The organism is Rouxiella aceris (assembly GCF_012933545.1).
GTDB classification, from domain to species: Bacteria; Pseudomonadota; Gammaproteobacteria; order Enterobacterales; family Enterobacteriaceae; genus Rouxiella; species Rouxiella aceris.
In genome coordinates, this window is sequence record NZ_JAADJU010000006.1 from 282,249 (window position 1) to 299,494 (window position 17,246).

The window sequence follows — 17,246 nt, forward strand, 5'->3', positions numbered from 1 at the left end:
TTAGGTGTATTTATTCGGGTTGACCCCATTACTTGCATTGGGGGCGTTGGATCTTAACTTATTGAGATAGTGAATGATTAGAGTGCTGCGTTGCGTTGTTCTACTACTGATGTTTTCTGCGACGGCCAAAGCCGATAATTTGCCTGCTGCCGATGGCAGTGCGTCTGCTGCGGTACCTGCGCCGACGACGGCCCCCGCTGTCTCTGCGCCTGCAACAACAGAGGTTACCAAAACACCCCCGGCGGAGGCAACGACTCCCCCTAAGCCGTCGGCTATTGTGTTCAAAACTCAGGCCGATGGTAGCGGCAGTTTTCACTTTCCCCTGACCGGCAGTAAGAAGTTCCTGGAGGTTTTTACCTATCAACCCGCCGGTAGTGATGCCACTACTCCGGTGATCATGGTGATGACCGGGGTAGATCGCAACGCGTCCACCTACCGCAATGACTGGATCAAGGTCGCTGACCAATATCATTTTCGCATTATTGTGCCGCGCTTTGACGAGCAGGATTTTCCCGGTAGCTATGGCTATAACCTCGGTAATATTCAGGATGCCAAAACGCATCGCCGGTTACCTAAGTCGCAGTGGAGTTTTGCACTGGTCAACGATATTTTTGATGCCCTGCGCCAGCAAGGTGTTACCAGCCAGTCACAGTATTATCTGTTTGGAAATAGTGCCGGTTGCCAGTTTGTCCATCGTATGTTGACCCTGTTGCCGCAGCCTGAAGTCAAAGCGGCAATTTGTGCCGCAGCCGGATGGTGGACCTTGCCTGATACCGACCAACGCTGGCCCTATGGGTTGCGCGAATCGCCGGTGAAAGTGACGCAAAGCCAACTGGGGGATTATTTCTCCAAACCTATTCTGTTTACCGTGGGCGCTAATGACGACGATCCTGAAAACCGCTTGTTACGTCATTCCAAACAGGCGATGGCGCAAGGGGCCAACCGTCTGGAACGCGCCGAAAACTATTTCACCATTTCGCAGCAGCAGGCGGAGTTAAACAATCTGCCGTTTAACTGGCACTTTGTGGTCTTGCCTGACATTGGACACAGCGGCAGCAAAATGTCGGCGTATGCCGCCGGCCAGTTTTCCCATTTTGAGCAGCAGCATGAATTCAATCCCTGAGGGGAACTGCCTGTAAGCTGGTGAACTGAAAGAAATTTTTAACCCCGCAAATGCGGGGTTTTCTCATTTGGCAACGATGATCTGCCATTGTCGAAAAGAGTGCCTATTTTTTGTCAGTGATTTCAGTAGCCTATAATGCGTGACTTAACACTTTTATCGATAAATCCTACCTGAAAAACCACTTAGTCATTTTGGTTATTTATTATTTCTATCGCTTATTTAATTGTTATGATCCTGCTGGTTAACCTTACAAACTATCTGATTGTTTTTAATGTCCACAGACCCCGGCTGACACTGGCTTTGGCAACAAGGGAATTCGTACCGCGATGACGACTCAGGCACCTCCTACATCTTTGCTCCCGTTGACCGCGGAGCAAATGGCACGGCTGCAAACGGCGATTGGTGACTATTCACCAACCCAGTTAGCCTGGCTATCTGGTTATTTTTGGGGAATGATCAACCCGCAGTTGGGCGTGGTAGCGACCCCGGCCCCGGCGTTAGCCGCAGCATCCGTTACCCTGATTTCCGCCTCGCAAACCGGTAATGCCCGCCGTTTGGCCGAGCAGTTGCGTGATGCACTGCAAGCCGCCGAGCTTAACGTTAACCTGGTGAATGCCGGCGATTACAAGTTTAAGCAGATCGCACAGGAAAAACTGCTGGTGATCGTCGCCTCGACACAAGGGGAAGGCGAACCTGCCGAAGAAGCCGTGGCGCTGCATAAGTTTCTGTCTTCTAAAAAAGCACCAAAAATGGCGGATACCGCCTTTGCTGTGTTTGGCCTTGGCGATACCTCTTACGAGCATTTCTGTCAGGCGGGCAAGGATTTTGATACCCGCCTTGGCGAACTGGGGGCTGAGCGTTTGCTGGATCGCGTTGACGCTGACGTGGAATACCAGCAGCAGGCGGCACAGTGGTGCCAGCAAGTGGTCGAGGTGCTTAAAAAACGTCTGCCGACAACCGGCCCGGTAGCTCAGTCAACTGCCATTAGTGGCAGCGTTAATCAGCTCGACAGCAGCCCTTATAGTAAAGAAGCTCCGCTGACGGCGACCTTGTCGGTAAATCAAAAAATTACCGGCCGTAATTCAGATAAAGACGTACGTCATATTGAGATCGATTTGGGCGATTCCGGGCTGCGTTACCAGCCTGGTGACGCACTGGGTGTCTGGTTTGAAAATGACCCGGCGCTGGTTAACGAGTTGATAGCACTGCTGTGGTTAAAAGGCGATGAACCCGTTACCGTCCATGGCAAAACCCTGCCTCTGAGCGAGGCGTTGCAACGCCATATCGAACTTACCCAGAACACTACGGTGATTGTCGATAACTATGCCGCCCTGTGCCGCGACAGCGAGCTGCTGGCACTGCTGAGTGACAAGAGCGCAATGCAACAGTATGCCCAGAGTACGCCTTTTGTGGATATGGTCAGACGCGCGCCAACCGAACTGGAGCCGCAGCAACTGATTGATTTGTTGCGTCCATTGACGCCTCGTCTCTATTCCATTGCTTCCTCGCAGGCGGAATCAGAAACTGAAGTGCATATTACCGTCGGTACGGTGCGTTATGAAATTGATGGTCGCGCGCGCAGCGGTGGGGCTTCGGGCTATCTGGCCGATCGTCTGGCCGAAGACGGCGAGGTGCGGGTATTTATCGAGCATAACGATAATTTCCGTTTGCCTGCCGACCCGGACGCACCGGTTATCATGATTGGACCTGGCACCGGCATTGCCCCCTTCCGCGCCTTTATGCAACAGCGTGAAGCCGAAGGCGCCAGCGGTAAAAACTGGCTATTCTTTGGTAATCCGCACTTCACCGAAGATTTCCTTTACCAGGTGGAATGGCAGCGCTATGTCAAAGATGGCCTGCTGACTCGCATCGACCTGGCCTGGTCACGGGATCAGGCGCAAAAAGTGTATGTGCAGGACAAGCTGCGTGCCAATGGCGCAGAAGTCTGGCAATGGTTGCAACAGGGTGCCCATATTTATGTCTGCGGCGATGCCAACCGTATGGCCAAGGACGTGGAACAGACCCTGCTCGAACTGATTGCCGAGCATGGCAATCTGGATCTGGAAGCCGCCGACGAATTTTTAAGCGACCTGCGCTTTGAGCGTCGTTATCAGCGAGATGTCTATTAATGAGCAATGAAATGATAAATGAAAAACATCCCGGTCCGCTGGTGGTGGAAGGAAAGTTGACCGATGCAGAACGTCTTAAAAAAGAGAGTAATTTTCTGCGTGGCACCATTGCTGAAGATCTCAACGATGGCCTGACCGGCGGCTTTAACGGCGATAACTTTTTGCTGATCCGTTTCCACGGCATGTATCAGCAGGATGACCGTGATATCCGCGCTGAGCGTGCCGAACAGAAACTGGAACCGCGCCATGCCATGATGCTGCGCTGCCGCTTGCCCGGTGGCGTGATGACCCCTGAACAGTGGCTGGGCATTGACAAGTTTGCCGCAGACAGCACGCTGTATGGCAGCATCCGTATTACCAACCGTCAGACTTTCCAGTTTCACGGCATTCTTAAGCCCAACGTTAAGCCGGTTCATCAACTATTGAACAAACTGGGACTGGATGCCCTGGCCACGGCTAACGACGTTAACCGTAACGTGCTTTGTACCTCTAACCCGGTCGAGTCCGAATTGCATTTGGAAGCCTGGCAGTGGGCGAAGAAAATTTCCGAGCATTTGCTACCACGCACACGGGCATATGCCGAAGTGTGGCTGGACCAGGAAAAAGTCGAGACTACCGACGAAGAGCCGATCCTTGGGCCAACCTATCTGCCACGCAAATTTAAAACTACGGTGGTGATTCCTCCGCAGAACGATGTTGATTTGCATGCCAACGATCTGAATTTTGTTGCCATTGCCGATAACGGCAAACTGATCGGGTTTAACGTGCTGGTCGGTGGTGGCTTATCCATTGCCCATGGCGATAAGGCGACCTATGCCCGTACCGCCAGTGAACTGGGTTTTATTGCCGTTGAGCATACGCTGGCCGTAGCCGAAGCGGTGGTGACCACCCAACGCGACTGGGGCAATCGTACCAACCGTAAAAATGCCAAGACCAAATATACCCTTGAGCGCGTTGGCGTTGACACCTTTAAAGCCGAAGTGGAAAAACGTGCCGGCATCAGTTTTGCTGCCATTCGCCCGTATGAATTTACCGGTCGTGGCGATCGCATTGGTTGGGTAAAAGGCATCGATAAACAGTGGCATTTGACGCTGTTTATTGAAAACGGCCGCATACTCGACTATCCAGGACGTCCGCTGAAAACCGGGCTGGCAAAGATTGCCCGCATCCACAAAGGCGATTTCCGCCTGACCGCCAATCAGAATCTGATTGTGGCTGGCGTGGATGAGCAAGATAAGGACCGCATCGAGACCCTGGCGCGTAACCATGGTCTGATTGATGATAGCGTCAGCGAGCAGCGCAAAAACTCCATGGCCTGCGTCTCTTACCCTACCTGTCCGCTGGCGATGGCCGAAGCCGAACGCTTCTTGCCGGAGTTTGTCAGCAAAGTTGAAGCCATAATGCATCAACACGGCGTGGGCAAAGAACATATCGTTCTGCGTGTCACCGGCTGTCCTAACGGCTGTGGCCGCGCGCTGTTGGCGGAAATTGGCCTGGTGGGCAAGGCGTTGAATCGCTATAACCTGCATTTGGGAGGCAACCGCGCTGGCACACGTATCCCACGGATGTACCGTGAAAACATTACCGATACTGAGATCCTGGCGATTATCGATGAACTGGTCGGTCGTTGGGCGCAAGAGCGGCAAGCAGATGAAGGCTTTGGCGATTACGTGATCCGCGCCGGTATTATCAGGCCGGTGCTCGATCCCGCCCGCGACTTTTACGACTAACTGGAGGCGATATGCCGGTACTCTCCCTTACAGAATTAAATGCCTTGCCCAAGTCCGGGCAGGCATTGGCCCTGGCTGAGATCAATGGCCAGCTGGAAAAGCTTTCGGCGCAAGAACGTGTCAGTTGGGCGCTGGAAAATCTGCCGGGCGAGTTTACCTTATCGTCCAGCTTTGGTATTCAGGCTGCGGTTTGCCTGCATTTGGTTACCCGCCAGAAAGCCGATATTCCGGTGATCCTCACCGATACCGGCTACCTGTTCCCGGAAACCTATCAGTTTATTGATAGCTTAACGGAAAAACTCAACCTGAATTTACAGGTTTACCGCGCGGAGCACTCCGCCGCATGGCAGGAAGCGCGCTACGGTAAACTGTGGGAACAGGGCGTTGAAGGGATTGAACGCTATAACCAGATCAATAAAGTTGAGCCAATGAACCGGGCTTTGCAGGCGTTGGGTGCACAAACCTGGTTTGCCGGGCTGCGGCGCGACCAGTCTGGCAGCCGGGCAAATCTGCCGGTGTTGGCAGTACAGCGTGGGGTATTCAAAATCCTGCCGATTATTGACTGGGATAACCGCCAGATCTTCCAGTACCTGAAACAGCATGAGCTTAGCTATCACCCGCTGTGGGAACAGGGTTATCTGTCGGTCGGGGATACTCATACCACCAAAAAATGGGAAGAGGGCATGACTGAAGAGGAAACCCGTTTCTTTGGGCTTAAGCGCGAGTGTGGTCTGCACGAGGGTTAAGTCGGTTGATGTTTTCATAATCCGTCAAAGGGGAAACTGTTGTTTCCCCTGAGTTTGATGACAAAGTCGTCTTGATGATCGAGATACCCGGGCATAGCACACCTAGGGGCGCTCTCCCTAATAATGGACTTTGTCAGCAGTCTGAGGGGAAACTGTTGTTTCCCCCTTGCTGTTTTTGGGCTGCGTTGTTGCTAAAGCATCGCCTTAGTTTTTGTCTTGCGGATTAGCCAATTCTTTCAACAACGGCAGCAGGATACGCACGCTGTCTTTTTCACGACTGGCAATACGCCCTGGCAGATAACGGTCGAGATATTGCAGATTATCAATCTGTCCCTGGTGGCGGCTGCTGCCGGTGGGGAAGTGCTCACTGATCGCCCGCTGTTGTTGCCCGTCGTTGTTGCCTACTTGCCAGTCGCTGGCCGTTACCAGCAGCAGCGGAATATGCGCACTGTCCAGGGTTTTCAAGCCTTCACAACAGCTAACCCCGGTAGGGCTGCTGGTGGCGGTGATCCCCAGACGGCGAGCAATACTTAGCGCTTTATCGCGAGACAGCTTACTGACCGCCGCCGAGGTATTGACGCCGCTATTGAAATAGAGTCGTTCACCGACGATTAGCGAACTGAGGTTGATCACCAATAAGGTGTGTTTTTTCTCTTCGGCACCGAGATTATCAACATAGTCTTTTGCCCCCTGCTCGCCGGCTTCCTGCGCACTCAGGGCAACAAAACGCAGGCTGTAGTGGGTCGGGATCTCACTCATCCGCTGTGCCAGTTCCAGCATCACACCAACGCCGGAGGCATTATCATCGACGCCTTGCAGGGTCAGACCGCCCAGATTATGGTTGCTGTCACTGTCACTTTGCGGCAGATAAGTATCAAAGTTGGCCATTACCACGATCTGTTGGCGCACCTCGCCCTGACGATCGGCAATCACCGAGGTGGCATGAACACTGTGCATATTTTGGTGACCATCTTGGCTGCTATAAAGATAGCGTGCATCAAAGGCATGCAGCCGGCTTTGATAGCCCATTTTACTCAGTGTTTGCTGGATATAATCAGCGGCAATCAACTCTGCCGGACTCCCTGCCATTCTCCCAGGGTAATAGGTGGCGATATGGCGCGTTTGCTGGTCTGCTATTTTGCCCAGTGCGGGAGCCTTGACGGGTTGAGCTGCGGCGTAAGTGGTGTAGATCCCACTGAGCATCACTAACAGGGCCGGGCACGCAACATGGCGAAGAGAAAACATTCTGAAAATCCTTAATCAGGCATCCTGGGCATAGTAGGCCAGTAGTATGCGATTGTGTGACGCAATTAACAATTTGCAGTTATCTCAAAAGCACGATTTTTTTGCTGATATTGCGATACAGGATCAAGCATCTCTTGATTGATGCTCCCGTCGGGTGGATTGCCTGCTGCGAAAGGGCATTTATCGAGCCAGTGAGGGTTGCGGCAGATACAATTCTCCGTTACCGCATAACAGCCCCCAGGTTTGCCAAGGCTACCCACATAAGGAGAGCAAGCGTTATATCGTACTTGCTACTTAAGCTGGCACGTCTTGGGTTACCGGCTATCATTTTTTTGCGTTATCCCCTGTTGGTAAACAGAGATATATTATATTTATCATAATTATGGTTTACTTGTTTTTGATAAAATAAAAATATTAAATATAGTGGCAAGTGATAATGTTATTTTTATCCTGGTGTGATAAATGGCTAAAATACCCTTGTAATTATATTTTTTTAATTTATTTAAATTTGAGGGTGAGCTTTGTCAGTAAGGCAGTCGGTAATTAAAAAAGCCAGCCCGCAAGCTGGCTAAGAAATTAAGCGGGTGCTCAGGAACTCTGCCTGTCCGACAGGCGGGGGCGAACCCCCTCCTTGGATTGCTTTACCTTAAAGAGTCACAGGCCATAATGGCCGCTACCTCCGTGCTGCCTTGTCTGATCCGTAACTCGCAAAGCGTATTACGAGTTATCCAGGTAAACATAACAATAGTTACGCAGATAACAACCAGACTGAGTACAACTATTTTTTGCGGCATGATGGCCTCCTCGTCCTTGCCTTTCGGCGGGTAAGAGGCTAACCTGATGTTGTCTGACATACAGAGTGGCCTCGGGTTGATAAATATCAATTCGGGGCCTTTCTCTTTTTGTCCATTGCATTATGCTCAGGACCAAAAGATCCAGAGCACCCGCCCAAAGAGTATCAGTAATCAATTTATTCGACGAGAGTAAAATCAATATTGATAGTGTTTTTGTCCGGCATTGAAAAGTGGCTATGAGACACCTCTCATTATGTTGATTTAATTTATTTAAATATTAAATGAGTTTTATCGGCAATACAGCCGGTAATTAAAAAAGCCAGCCCGCAGGCTGGCCAAGAAATTAAGCGGGTGCTCAGGAATTCTGCCTGTCCAACAGGCGGGGGCGAACCCCCGCCTTGGGTTGCTTTACCTTAAAGAGTCACAGGCCATAATGGCCGCTACCTCCGTGCTGCCTTGTCTGATCCGTAACTCGCAAAGCGTATTACGGGTTATCCAGGTAAACATAACAATAGTTACGCAGATAACAACCAGACTGAGTACGACTATTTTTTGCGGCATGATGGCCTCCTTGTCCTTGCCTTTCGGCGGGTAAGAGGCTAACCTGATGTTGTTTGGACATGCAGAGTGGCCTCGGGTTGATAAATATCAATTCGGGGCCTTTCTCTTTTTGTCCATTGCATTATGCTCAGGACCAAAAGATCCAGAGCACCCGCCCAAAGAGTATCAGTAATCAATTTATTCGATGAGAGTAAAATCAATATTGATAGTGTTTTTGTTCGGCGTTGAAAAATGGCTGTGAGACGCTTCTCATTATGTTGATTTAATTTATTTAAATATTAAATGAGTTTTATCGGCAATACAGCCGGTAATTAAAAAAGCCAGCCCGCAGGCTGGCTAAGAAATTAAGCGGGTGCTCAGGAACTCTGCCTGTCCAACAGGCGGGGGGGAACCCCCGCCTTGGGTTGCTTTACCTTAAAGAGTCACAGGCCATAATGGCCGCTACCTCCGTGCTGCCTTGTCTGATCCGTAACTCGCAAAGCGTATTACGGGTTATCCAGGTAAACATAACAATAGTTACGCAGATAACAACCAGACTGAGTACGACTATTTTTTGCGGCATGATGGCCTCCTTGTCCTTGCCTTTCGGCGGGTAAGAGGCTAACCTGATGTTGCTGAACATGCAGACTGGCCTCGGGTTGATAAATATCAATTCGGGGCCTTTCTCTTTTCGTCCATTGCATTATGCTCAGGACCAAAAGATCCAGAGCACCCACCCAAAGAGTATCAATAATTCATTATCTTGACGATAGTAAAATGACTAACTTTTAATTTTAAAGGTTCTCAATAATATATTTTTATTGAATGATTATCACTATTTGGATAATTATTTTAAATATCATTGTTATTATATGGACACTTGATTGCGTACCTTATCTCGAGCATCAAGACCACTATGTCATCCAAAAAGGTGCCGGCATCGTTTGCAGAGCCGTTTCCTTCAGCCATGCTGCCAAAGGCTTGCATGATTGCCGTGTGAGTAGACCGCTGCGACCTACCTTTTGCAGCCAGGAAAACTCTTGTTCGTCATAGTATCGTTGCCTATATTCCATTCTGGAACTAATCATTCCATTTCGTCATTTCATCTGGATAAGGGCCACACCGTATAGTTATGTTATCTAATTTTGATATAACTAAAGGCTGTCGTGGACTATCTCCCTCTATTTGCCGACCTGAAACAACGTCCGGTGCTGGTCGTTGGCGGTGGCGAAGTGGCTGCACGCAAAATTGATCTTCTTCTGCGTGCAGGAGCGGAGGTCAGGGTGGTGGCGCAAACACTCTCTGCAGAAGTCGAACATCTGCGACAGCAGTCGGCCATCCACTGGCTTGCCCAGTCTTTTATGCCTGAGCAGCTTGATGATGTCTTTCTGGTGATTGCCGCTACTGATAATGCGCAACTTAACGCGCGTGTCTATCAGGAAGCCAATCAGCGTCGGTTACTGGCCAACGTGGTCGACGATCAGCCGATGTGTTCCTTTATCTTTCCCTCCATTGTCGATCGTTCACCGATTGTGGTGGCGATTTCCTCAAGCGGGCAGGCGCCGGTATTGGCCAGACTGTTGCGTGAGAAGCTGGAAGCTCTGTTGCCTGCCAGCCTTGGCAAAATGGCCACTATCGCCGGTAGCTGGCGCGAGCGGGTCAAACAGCGCTTTACGACGATCTCTGCCCGCCGTCGCTTTTGGGAGCGGGCTTTTGACGGACGTTTTTCCTTGTTAAGTGCCGCCGGACAGTGGCATGAAGCGGAAAAAGTACTGCAACAGGAGATTGCCGCTGAGGCTGACACTACCCATCAGGGGATGGTGACGCTGGTGGGTGCCGGTCCCGGCGATCCGGGATTGTTGACGCTGCGTGGTCTGCAGGTTATGCAGCAGGCCGACGTAGTGCTGTATGACTACCTGGTCAGTGAGGAAGTCTTGGATCTGGTCAGACGGGATGCGGAAAAAATTTGTGTCGGCAAGCGTGCAGGTAACCACTCGGTGATGCAGGAGGAAACCAATCGTTTGCTGGTAACGCTGGCGCAGCAGGGAAAGAAAGTGGTCAGGCTGAAAGGCGGCGATCCCTTTATCTTTGGCCGTGGCGGCGAAGAGCTGCAAGCGGTCGCTGCAGCGGGTATTGCTTTTCAGGTTGTGCCGGGGATCACCGCTGCCGCTGGTGCCACGGCCTATGCCGGCATACCACTGACCCATCGTGACCATGCGCAAAGCGTGATGTTTATCACCGGGCAGATCCGCCCCGATGGCGAAGGCCTGCAATGGTCGGAATTGGCCAAGGGGCGACAAACGCTGGCGATTTATATGGGGGCAATGAAAGCCGCCGACATCAGTCATCAATTAATTGCCCACGGCCGCGCTGCGGATACGCCGGTGGCGGTGATTGGCCGCGGTACCCGTGTCGATCAGCAGGTATTGATTGGTACGCTGAACAATCTTGAACAATTGGCCCAACAGGCACCTTCACCGGCCCTGTTGGTGATCGGTGAGGTGGTGGCACTTCATCACCAACTCGCCTGGTTTGGGCATCATCCAGAGACCCTCGGCGCCCAACGCCCGACGGTCGTGAATTTGGCTTAAGGATCTGATATGGACGAAAAACGACTCACCCATTTACGGCAACTGGAGGCGGAAAGCATCCATATCATCCGCGAAGTGGCGGCTGAATTCGCCAACCCGGTAATGATGTATTCCATTGGTAAAGACTCCTCGGTGATGCTGCATCTGGCGCGCAAGGCCTTTTTCCCGGGTACCTTGCCGTTCCCGCTACTGCATGTTGATACTGGCTGGAAATTCCGCGAGATGTACGAATTCCGCGATCGCACTGCCAAAAATTATGGCTTTGAGTTGCTGGTGCATAAAAATCCGGAAGGCGTGGCGATGGGTATTAATCCCTTTGTCCACGGCAGTGCCAAGCATACCGATATTATGAAAACCGAAGGGTTAAAGCAGGCGCTGAACAAATACGGTTTTGATGCTGCCTTTGGTGGCGCGCGTCGCGACGAAGAAAAATCTCGCGCCAAAGAGCGTATTTACTCTTTCCGCGATCGCTTTCACCGCTGGGATCCGAAAAACCAGCGTCCCGAGCTGTGGCACAACTACAACGGCCAGATTAACAAAGGCGAAAGTATCCGCGTTTTCCCGCTGTCCAACTGGACGGAGTTGGATATCTGGCAGTACATCTATCTGGAAAATATAGAGATTGTACCGCTGTATCTCGCCGCCCCGCGTCCGGTTCTGGAACGCGACGGCATGCTGCTGATGGTCGATGACGATCGCATCGATTTGCAGCCGGGTGAAGTGGTGGAACAGAAAATGGTTCGGTTCCGTACCCTGGGCTGTTGGCCGCTGACCGGCGCGGTGGAGTCCGAAGCGCAAACGCTGCCGGAAATCATCGAAGAGATGCTGGTGTCGACGACAAGTGAACGTCAGGGGCGTGCCATCGACCGCGATCAGGCGGGTTCGATGGAGCTTAAAAAGCGTCAAGGGTATTTCTAAGGAGCACAGACTATGAATAACGCAATTGCACAACAAATCGCAGAGCAGGGTGGCGTCGAAGCCTATCTGTATGCCCAACAGCACAAAAGTCTGCTGCGCTTTTTAACCTGCGGCAGCGTCGATGACGGTAAAAGTACCTTGATTGGGCGTTTGTTGCACGATACCCGTCAGATTTATGAAGATCAGCTCTCTTCGCTGCATAATGACAGCAAACGTCACGGCACCCAGGGCGAAAAAATTGATTTGGCGCTGCTGGTGGACGGCCTGCAGGCTGAGCGCGAACAGGGCATTACCATTGATGTCGCTTACCGCTATTTCTCCACCGAAAAACGCAAGTTTATTATTGCCGATACCCCGGGACATGAACAGTACACTCGCAATATGGCCACCGGTGCTTCTACCTGTGATTTGGCTATTCTGCTGATTGATGCCCGTAAAGGCGTGCTGGATCAAACCCGTCGTCACAGCTTTATTGCCACCCTGCTGGGGATCCGCCATCTGGTGGTTGCGGTCAATAAAATGGATTTGGTCGACTATAGCGAAGCGGTGTTTGAGCAGTTTAAACAGGATTACCTGACCTTTGCCCAACAATTGCCGACGGATCTGGATATCAAGTTTGTGCCGCTATCGGCTCTGGAAGGGGATAATGTCGCCAGCGAAAGCCAGAAAATGCCTTGGTACAGTGGTCCGACATTGCTGGACGTGCTGGAAACCGTACAGATAATTAATGTACGTGAGCAGCAGCCGATGCGTTTCCCGGTGCAGTATGTCAACCGTCCTAACCTCGATTTTCGCGGCTATGCCGGAACCCTGGCTTCCGGCTCGGTGCGCGTAGGGCAAAAAATCAAAGTATTGCCTTCTGGCGTTGAATCTACCATTGCGCGCATTGTGACCTTTGATGGCGACCTGCAGCAAGCCTGGGCCGGAGACGCCATCACTTTGGTGTTGGACAGCGAAGTGGATATCAGCCGCGGTGACCTGCTGGTTGATGTTAATGAGACCGTTAAACCGGTGCAGAACGCCAAGGTAGACGTGGTATGGATGGCGGAACAGCCGCTGAGCGTCGGTCAAAGCTATGATATCAAGGTCGGTGGCAAGAAGACGCGCGCGCGGGTGGAAAACATCGGCTATCAGGTGGAAATCAACTCCCTGACTCAGCGTGTGGTCGATAGCCTGCCGTTAAACGGTATTGGTCTGGTGGAGCTGGCCTTCGATGAACCGCTGGTGCTGGATAATTATCAACAAAACGCGGTGACCGGCGGCCTAATCTTTATCGATCGGCTGACCAATGTCACCGTCGGTGCCGGGCTGGTACGCGAAACCATCGAGCAGGTTTATCAGGAAAAAGACGCCTTCAGTGCCTTTGAACTGGAACTCAATGCCCTGGTTCGTCGTCACTTCCCACACTGGGGAGCCCGCGATCTGTTGGGTGGCAAATAAGATGGCGATACAGGACGAAAATATCGTCTGGCATCCACACGCGGTAACCCGTGCGGATCGCGAAGCTCAGCATGGGCATCAAGGCGCGGTACTGTGGTTCACCGGGCTGTCCGGATCCGGAAAATCCACGGTGGCCGGGGCACTGGAGCAAGCATTGTTCAGTCTGGGGATCAGTACCTATCTGCTTGACGGTGATAACGTCAGACATGGACTCTGCCGTGACCTGGGTTTTTCGGATGATCATCGCCGTGAAAATATTCGTCGTGTCGGTGAGGTGGCAAAACTGATGGTCGATGCGGGCCAGTTGGTGCTGACGGCCTTTATTTCTCCGCACCGTGCCGAACGTGACATGGTGCGTCAGCTTCTCGACGAGGGGCAGTTTATCGAGGTGTTTGTCGATACGCCGTTGGCGGTCTGTGAGGCCCGCGATCCGAAAGGGTTATACAAGAAAGCCCGCGCCGGAGAATTGAAAAATTTTACCGGCATTGACTCGGTTTATGAATCGCCCGAAGCTGCAGATATCCACCTTGATGGTGAACAATTGGTAACACATTTGGTGCCGCAATTATTAGCCGAACTGCGTCGTCGCGGTATTATCAATCCCTGAATGTTGCCGGCAAAACGCCAGAGAGCGTGCCGGTCTACAGTGAAATAACAGGGGTCAGGCTATGCAAACGTTAAGTCGGTTTCTTATCGACATTACCCGTAAGAAACCACCGCTGACGCAAGCAGAAGAAAAGGAAGAACCTTCCTATTCGCTGCTGGGCGGGTGCACCGGTTTTGTCTTTTTCTGGCTGGCGTTTGCGATCCCTTTTCTGGTTTACGGATCCAATACCCTGTTTTTTCTGCTTTATACCTGGCCGTTCTTTATTACCCTGATGCCGATCTCGGTGTTGATAGGTATTGCCTTCAGTATGCTGTTTGGCGGCAGTTTGTGGAAAACCCTGGTGTTGACCGGTTTACTGGTGATGGGCATGTTCTGGACAGTATTTTCCTTTCTAAGTGGTTGGTAGTCGCCCTCAGTCGCCAGAAAAAACGGGCGCTTTTTACCGGTTTTCTGCTGTTTTCCTCTGCGTGTATGTAAATCAATGTGTCATTCTCGTCGTTATTCCGGCTTTAACTACGGATCAGCGGGCCAATTTTCCCTTCACTGTGGAGTCAAAGTGAAAGTTGTGGGATGATTGAGCGGCTTTTTCAGGGGGCGGAATGGGCAAATTAACGCTGCTATTATTGATTATACTTGGCTGGCTACAGTATTCGCTGTGGCTGGGTAAGAATGGTATTCACGATTACGTGCGAGTTAATGACGATGTGCAGGGGCAACAGACCAGCAACGGCAAACTCAAATCACGTAACGATCAACTCTTCGCCGAGATTGACGACCTTAACGGGGGTCAGGAAGCGATCGAAGAGCGCGCACGCAATGAACTGGGCATGATCAAGCCCGGTGAGAGTTTCTATCGCCTGGTGCCAGACCAAAGTAAGCACAATCAGGCTTCTACCTCAACGCAAGTAAGAACCAACAATAATCCATGAGTCACACAGCCGTCTCCTTGGCCGATATCGTTGCGGTGTTGCCCGCCGCGGGTATTGGCAGCCGCATGCACAGCGAACTTCCCAAACAATACCTGACTATCGACGGCAAAACCCTGCTCGAGCATGCGGTGTGTGCGCTGCTGCGTAGCCCGAGGGTGAAAAAGGTGATTATTGCCATTGGTGCCCAGGATCCCTTTTTTGCCGCATTACCCTTGGCACGGGATCCGCGTATTGAAGTGGTGATCGGCGGCGCGCAGCGTGCCGATTCGGTGATGGCCGGTTTACAACGGGCCGGAGATAGCGAGTGGGTGTTGGTGCATGATGCCGCACGCCCTTGTCTGCATATCGATGATTTACAACGACTGCTGGCGATTGCCGAAACCAGCAAAGTCGGCGGTATCCTCGCCGCGCCGGTACGCGACACCATGAAACGCGGCGAACCGGGTATCGAACAGATCGCCCACACGGTGGATCGCCAGGATTTATGGCACGCCCTGACGCCGCAGTTTTTCCCACTGGCGCTGTTAAAAGCCTGCCTCGGCCGCGCGCTGGCCGAAGGGGCGACCATTACCGATGAAGCTTCCGCGCTGGAGTATTGTGGTTTTCATCCCGAATTGGTCAGCGGCAGATCGGACAATATCAAAGTCACCAGGCCAGAAGATTTGGCACTGGCGGCATTCTATTTAACTCAGTTGCAGCAACAGGAGAGCGCATAATGCGTATCGGTCACGGTTTTGATGTTCATAAATTCGGCGGCGAAGGTCCGCTGGTGATCGGTGGTGTACGCATCCCTTACTCGCAGGGGCTGCTGGCGCATTCTGACGGTGATGTGGCGCTGCATGCAGCGACCGATGCTTTGCTGGGTGCCGCTGCGCTTGGGGATATCGGCAAGCTTTTCCCGGATACCGATCCGGCCTACAAAGGCGCGGATAGCCGCGAGCTGCTGCGTGAAGCCTATCGCCGAATTTGCGCCAAGGGCTATCGTCTTGGCAATCTGGATATCACCATTATTGCCCAGGCCCCAAAAATGGCGCCGCATATTCCGCAAATGCGCGTGTTCCTTGCTGAAGATCTCGGTTGTCATATGGACGACGTTAATGTGAAAGCCACCACTACCGAAAATCTCGGCTTTACCGGCCGCGGTGAGGGGATCGCCTGCGAGGCCGTTGCCCTGTTGATTAAGGCCTGATGCCATGGATATGAACACGCTAACCTGGCTGTACGGCAAGCCGTTATGCAACGGTAAACTCAAGGCCAATCCCGAAGATTTTATCGTTGAAGAAGATCTCGGCTTTGAACCCGACGGCGAGGGTGAACATCTGCTGGTGCGCATCCGTAAAAACGGCTGTAACACCCAGTTTGTTGCCGAACAGCTGGCCCGCTTCGCCGGTATCCCGGCCCGTTTCGTCAGCTATGCAGGACTGAAAGATCGTCACGCCGTGACCGAACAGTGGTTCTGCCTGCATCTGCCTGGCAAGGAAAATCCGGATCTCAGCCGTTTTGAGCTGGAAGGTTGCGAGGTGGTGCGCTTTGCCCGCCATCTTAAAAAAATGCGTATTGGTACCCTGAAAGGCAATGCCTTCACCCTGGTTCTGCGCCAGTTGAGCGATTTGGCCGATATCGAGCAACGCCTGCAAAAGATCGTCTCACAGGGCGTGCCTAACTATTTTGGTGTGCAGCGTTTTGGCCGCGGCGGCAATAACCTGGTGCAGGCGACTCGCTGGGCCAAAAATGAGATCCACGTAAAAGAGCGCCCGAAGCGCAGCTTTTATCTTTCCGCCAGCCGCAGTGCGTTGTTTAATATTATTGCCAGTCAACGTCTTGCTCAGGGGTTGATGAATGAAGCCATGCTGGGTGATGCCTTGCAGTTAAGCGGGCGCGGTAGCTGGTTTGTCGCCAAGGCCGAAGAGCTGGAGTCGGTGCAGTCTCGTGTTGCCAGCGGTGAGTTGTTAATTACCGCGCCGCTGCCGGGAGACGGTCCGCTGGGATCGCAGCTTGATGCCGAGGCGTTTGAGCAATCCTGCATTGCCGAGCAGACTGCGTTACTGTCGTTGCTGAAACGCGAACGCGTCGAACCGGCCCGTCGTGCCATTATGCTGCACCCGCAAAACCTGAGCTGGAAAGCCTGGGATGAGGCGACACTGGAACTGAAATTCTGGCTACCGGCGGGCAGTTTTGCCACCAGTCTGGTCAGAGAAATCATGGGCCAGGACGCCGGTGAAATGGATATCGGCGAATAATAAACCTCCTTATCTTGATGAGGCCGCCTGTTGTAGCAAGTCTATTTTAGGGTGAGCACATCCTGGGGTCGTAGCGGGCTTGCCCGCTGGAGCGGCCATGGGATGTGCCATGCCCGTGTATCTCGATGCTGATAATAACGGGATCAAATACCTGAATTATCTCTGATGCTCCTGCTTTCCTCCCGACCGCTGCCTTTCCCTTACTGATTTCACC

General features: G+C 52.2%; 17 protein-coding genes. 13 read left to right on the top strand and 4 right to left on the bottom strand.

Annotated features, from left to right (window positions below; all coding sequences use genetic code 11):
- The first annotated feature begins 73 nt into the window (after positions 1-73).
- From GW590_RS13355 to GW590_RS13370, 4 genes are all read left to right on the top strand, one after another.
- Positions 74-1,123 carry a hypothetical protein gene (locus tag GW590_RS13355; protein ID WP_169403539.1) on the top strand — a complete coding sequence of 350 codons (1,050 nt, stop codon included), beginning with the start codon at positions 74-76 and terminating at the stop codon, positions 1,121-1,123.
- Between the two features lie 326 nt (positions 1,124-1,449).
- Positions 1,450-3,252 (top strand): NADPH-dependent assimilatory sulfite reductase flavoprotein subunit, encoded by a 1,803-nt coding sequence (gene cysJ, locus GW590_RS13360; protein WP_169403540.1) that lies wholly within the window; start codon positions 1,450-1,452, stop codon positions 3,250-3,252.
- Positions 3,253-3,266: 14 nt separating this feature from the next.
- Positions 3,267-4,982, top strand: a complete 1,716-nt coding sequence (gene cysI / locus GW590_RS13365; RefSeq protein ID WP_328803073.1) for an assimilatory sulfite reductase (NADPH) hemoprotein subunit — start codon at positions 3,267-3,269, stop codon at positions 4,980-4,982.
- 11 nt (positions 4,983-4,993) lie between these two features.
- Positions 4,994-5,728, top strand: coding sequence for a phosphoadenylyl-sulfate reductase (locus GW590_RS13370; RefSeq protein WP_169403542.1), 735 nt, complete (start codon positions 4,994-4,996; stop codon positions 5,726-5,728).
- 204 nt (positions 5,729-5,932) lie between these two features.
- Here GW590_RS13370 and GW590_RS13375 read toward each other — a convergent pair whose 3' ends face one another.
- From GW590_RS13375 to GW590_RS13390, 4 genes are all read right to left on the bottom strand, one after another.
- Positions 5,933-6,973 (bottom strand): aminopeptidase, encoded by a 1,041-nt coding sequence (locus GW590_RS13375; RefSeq protein ID WP_169403543.1) that lies wholly within the window; start codon positions 6,971-6,973, stop codon positions 5,933-5,935.
- Between the two features lie 641 nt (positions 6,974-7,614).
- Entirely contained in the window at positions 7,615-7,827 is a 213-nt protein-coding gene (locus GW590_RS13380) for a Hok/Gef family protein (RefSeq protein ID WP_169403544.1), read from the bottom strand.
- Positions 7,828-8,175: 348 nt separating this feature from the next.
- Positions 8,176-8,328: a type I toxin-antitoxin system Hok family toxin gene (locus tag GW590_RS13385; protein WP_169403545.1), complete on the bottom strand. Its 153-nt coding sequence runs from the start codon at positions 8,326-8,328 to the stop codon at positions 8,176-8,178.
- A 409-nt stretch (positions 8,329-8,737) separates the two neighbouring features.
- Positions 8,738-8,890, bottom strand: a complete 153-nt coding sequence (locus GW590_RS13390) for a type I toxin-antitoxin system Hok family toxin (protein WP_169403545.1) — start codon at positions 8,888-8,890, stop codon at positions 8,738-8,740.
- A 583-nt stretch (positions 8,891-9,473) separates the two neighbouring features.
- On the opposite strand from GW590_RS13390, the gene cysG reads away from it, so the two are divergent.
- From cysG to truD, 9 genes are all read left to right on the top strand, one after another.
- On the top strand, positions 9,474-10,898 hold the full coding sequence (gene cysG, locus GW590_RS13395) for a siroheme synthase CysG (protein WP_169403547.1): 1,425 nt from the start codon (positions 9,474-9,476) through the stop codon (positions 10,896-10,898).
- Positions 10,899-10,907: 9 nt separating this feature from the next.
- Entirely contained in the window at positions 10,908-11,816 is a 909-nt protein-coding gene (gene cysD / locus GW590_RS13400; protein ID WP_140472965.1) for a sulfate adenylyltransferase subunit CysD, read from the top strand.
- A gap of 12 nt (positions 11,817-11,828) precedes the next feature.
- Positions 11,829-13,256, top strand: a complete 1,428-nt coding sequence (gene cysN / locus GW590_RS13405; RefSeq protein WP_169403548.1) for a sulfate adenylyltransferase subunit CysN — start codon at positions 11,829-11,831, stop codon at positions 13,254-13,256.
- A complete protein-coding gene (cysC, locus tag GW590_RS13410) occupies positions 13,195-13,863 on the top strand; it encodes an adenylyl-sulfate kinase (RefSeq protein WP_211186761.1) in 669 nt (222 codons plus the stop codon). Before cysN ends, cysC begins: the two co-directional genes overlap by 62 nt.
- 61 nt (positions 13,864-13,924) lie before the next feature.
- A complete protein-coding gene (locus tag GW590_RS13415) occupies positions 13,925-14,269 on the top strand; it encodes a DUF3561 family protein (protein WP_169403550.1) in 345 nt (114 codons plus the stop codon).
- A 193-nt stretch (positions 14,270-14,462) separates the two neighbouring features.
- A complete protein-coding gene (ftsB, locus tag GW590_RS13420) occupies positions 14,463-14,792 on the top strand; it encodes a cell division protein FtsB (protein ID WP_169403551.1) in 330 nt (109 codons plus the stop codon).
- Complete coding sequence (ispD, locus tag GW590_RS13425; RefSeq protein WP_169403552.1) at positions 14,789-15,508, top strand: 2-C-methyl-D-erythritol 4-phosphate cytidylyltransferase; 720 nt, start codon at positions 14,789-14,791, stop codon at positions 15,506-15,508. Before ftsB ends, ispD begins: the two co-directional genes overlap by 4 nt.
- Positions 15,508-15,981, top strand: a complete 474-nt coding sequence (gene ispF, locus GW590_RS13430; protein WP_169403553.1) for a 2-C-methyl-D-erythritol 2,4-cyclodiphosphate synthase — start codon at positions 15,508-15,510, stop codon at positions 15,979-15,981. The genes ispD and ispF overlap by 1 nt, the downstream gene beginning before the upstream one ends.
- A 4-nt stretch (positions 15,982-15,985) precedes the next feature.
- Entirely contained in the window at positions 15,986-17,032 is a 1,047-nt protein-coding gene (gene truD, locus GW590_RS13435) for a tRNA pseudouridine(13) synthase TruD (protein WP_169403554.1), read from the top strand.
- The last annotated feature ends 214 nt before the right edge of the window (positions 17,033-17,246 follow it).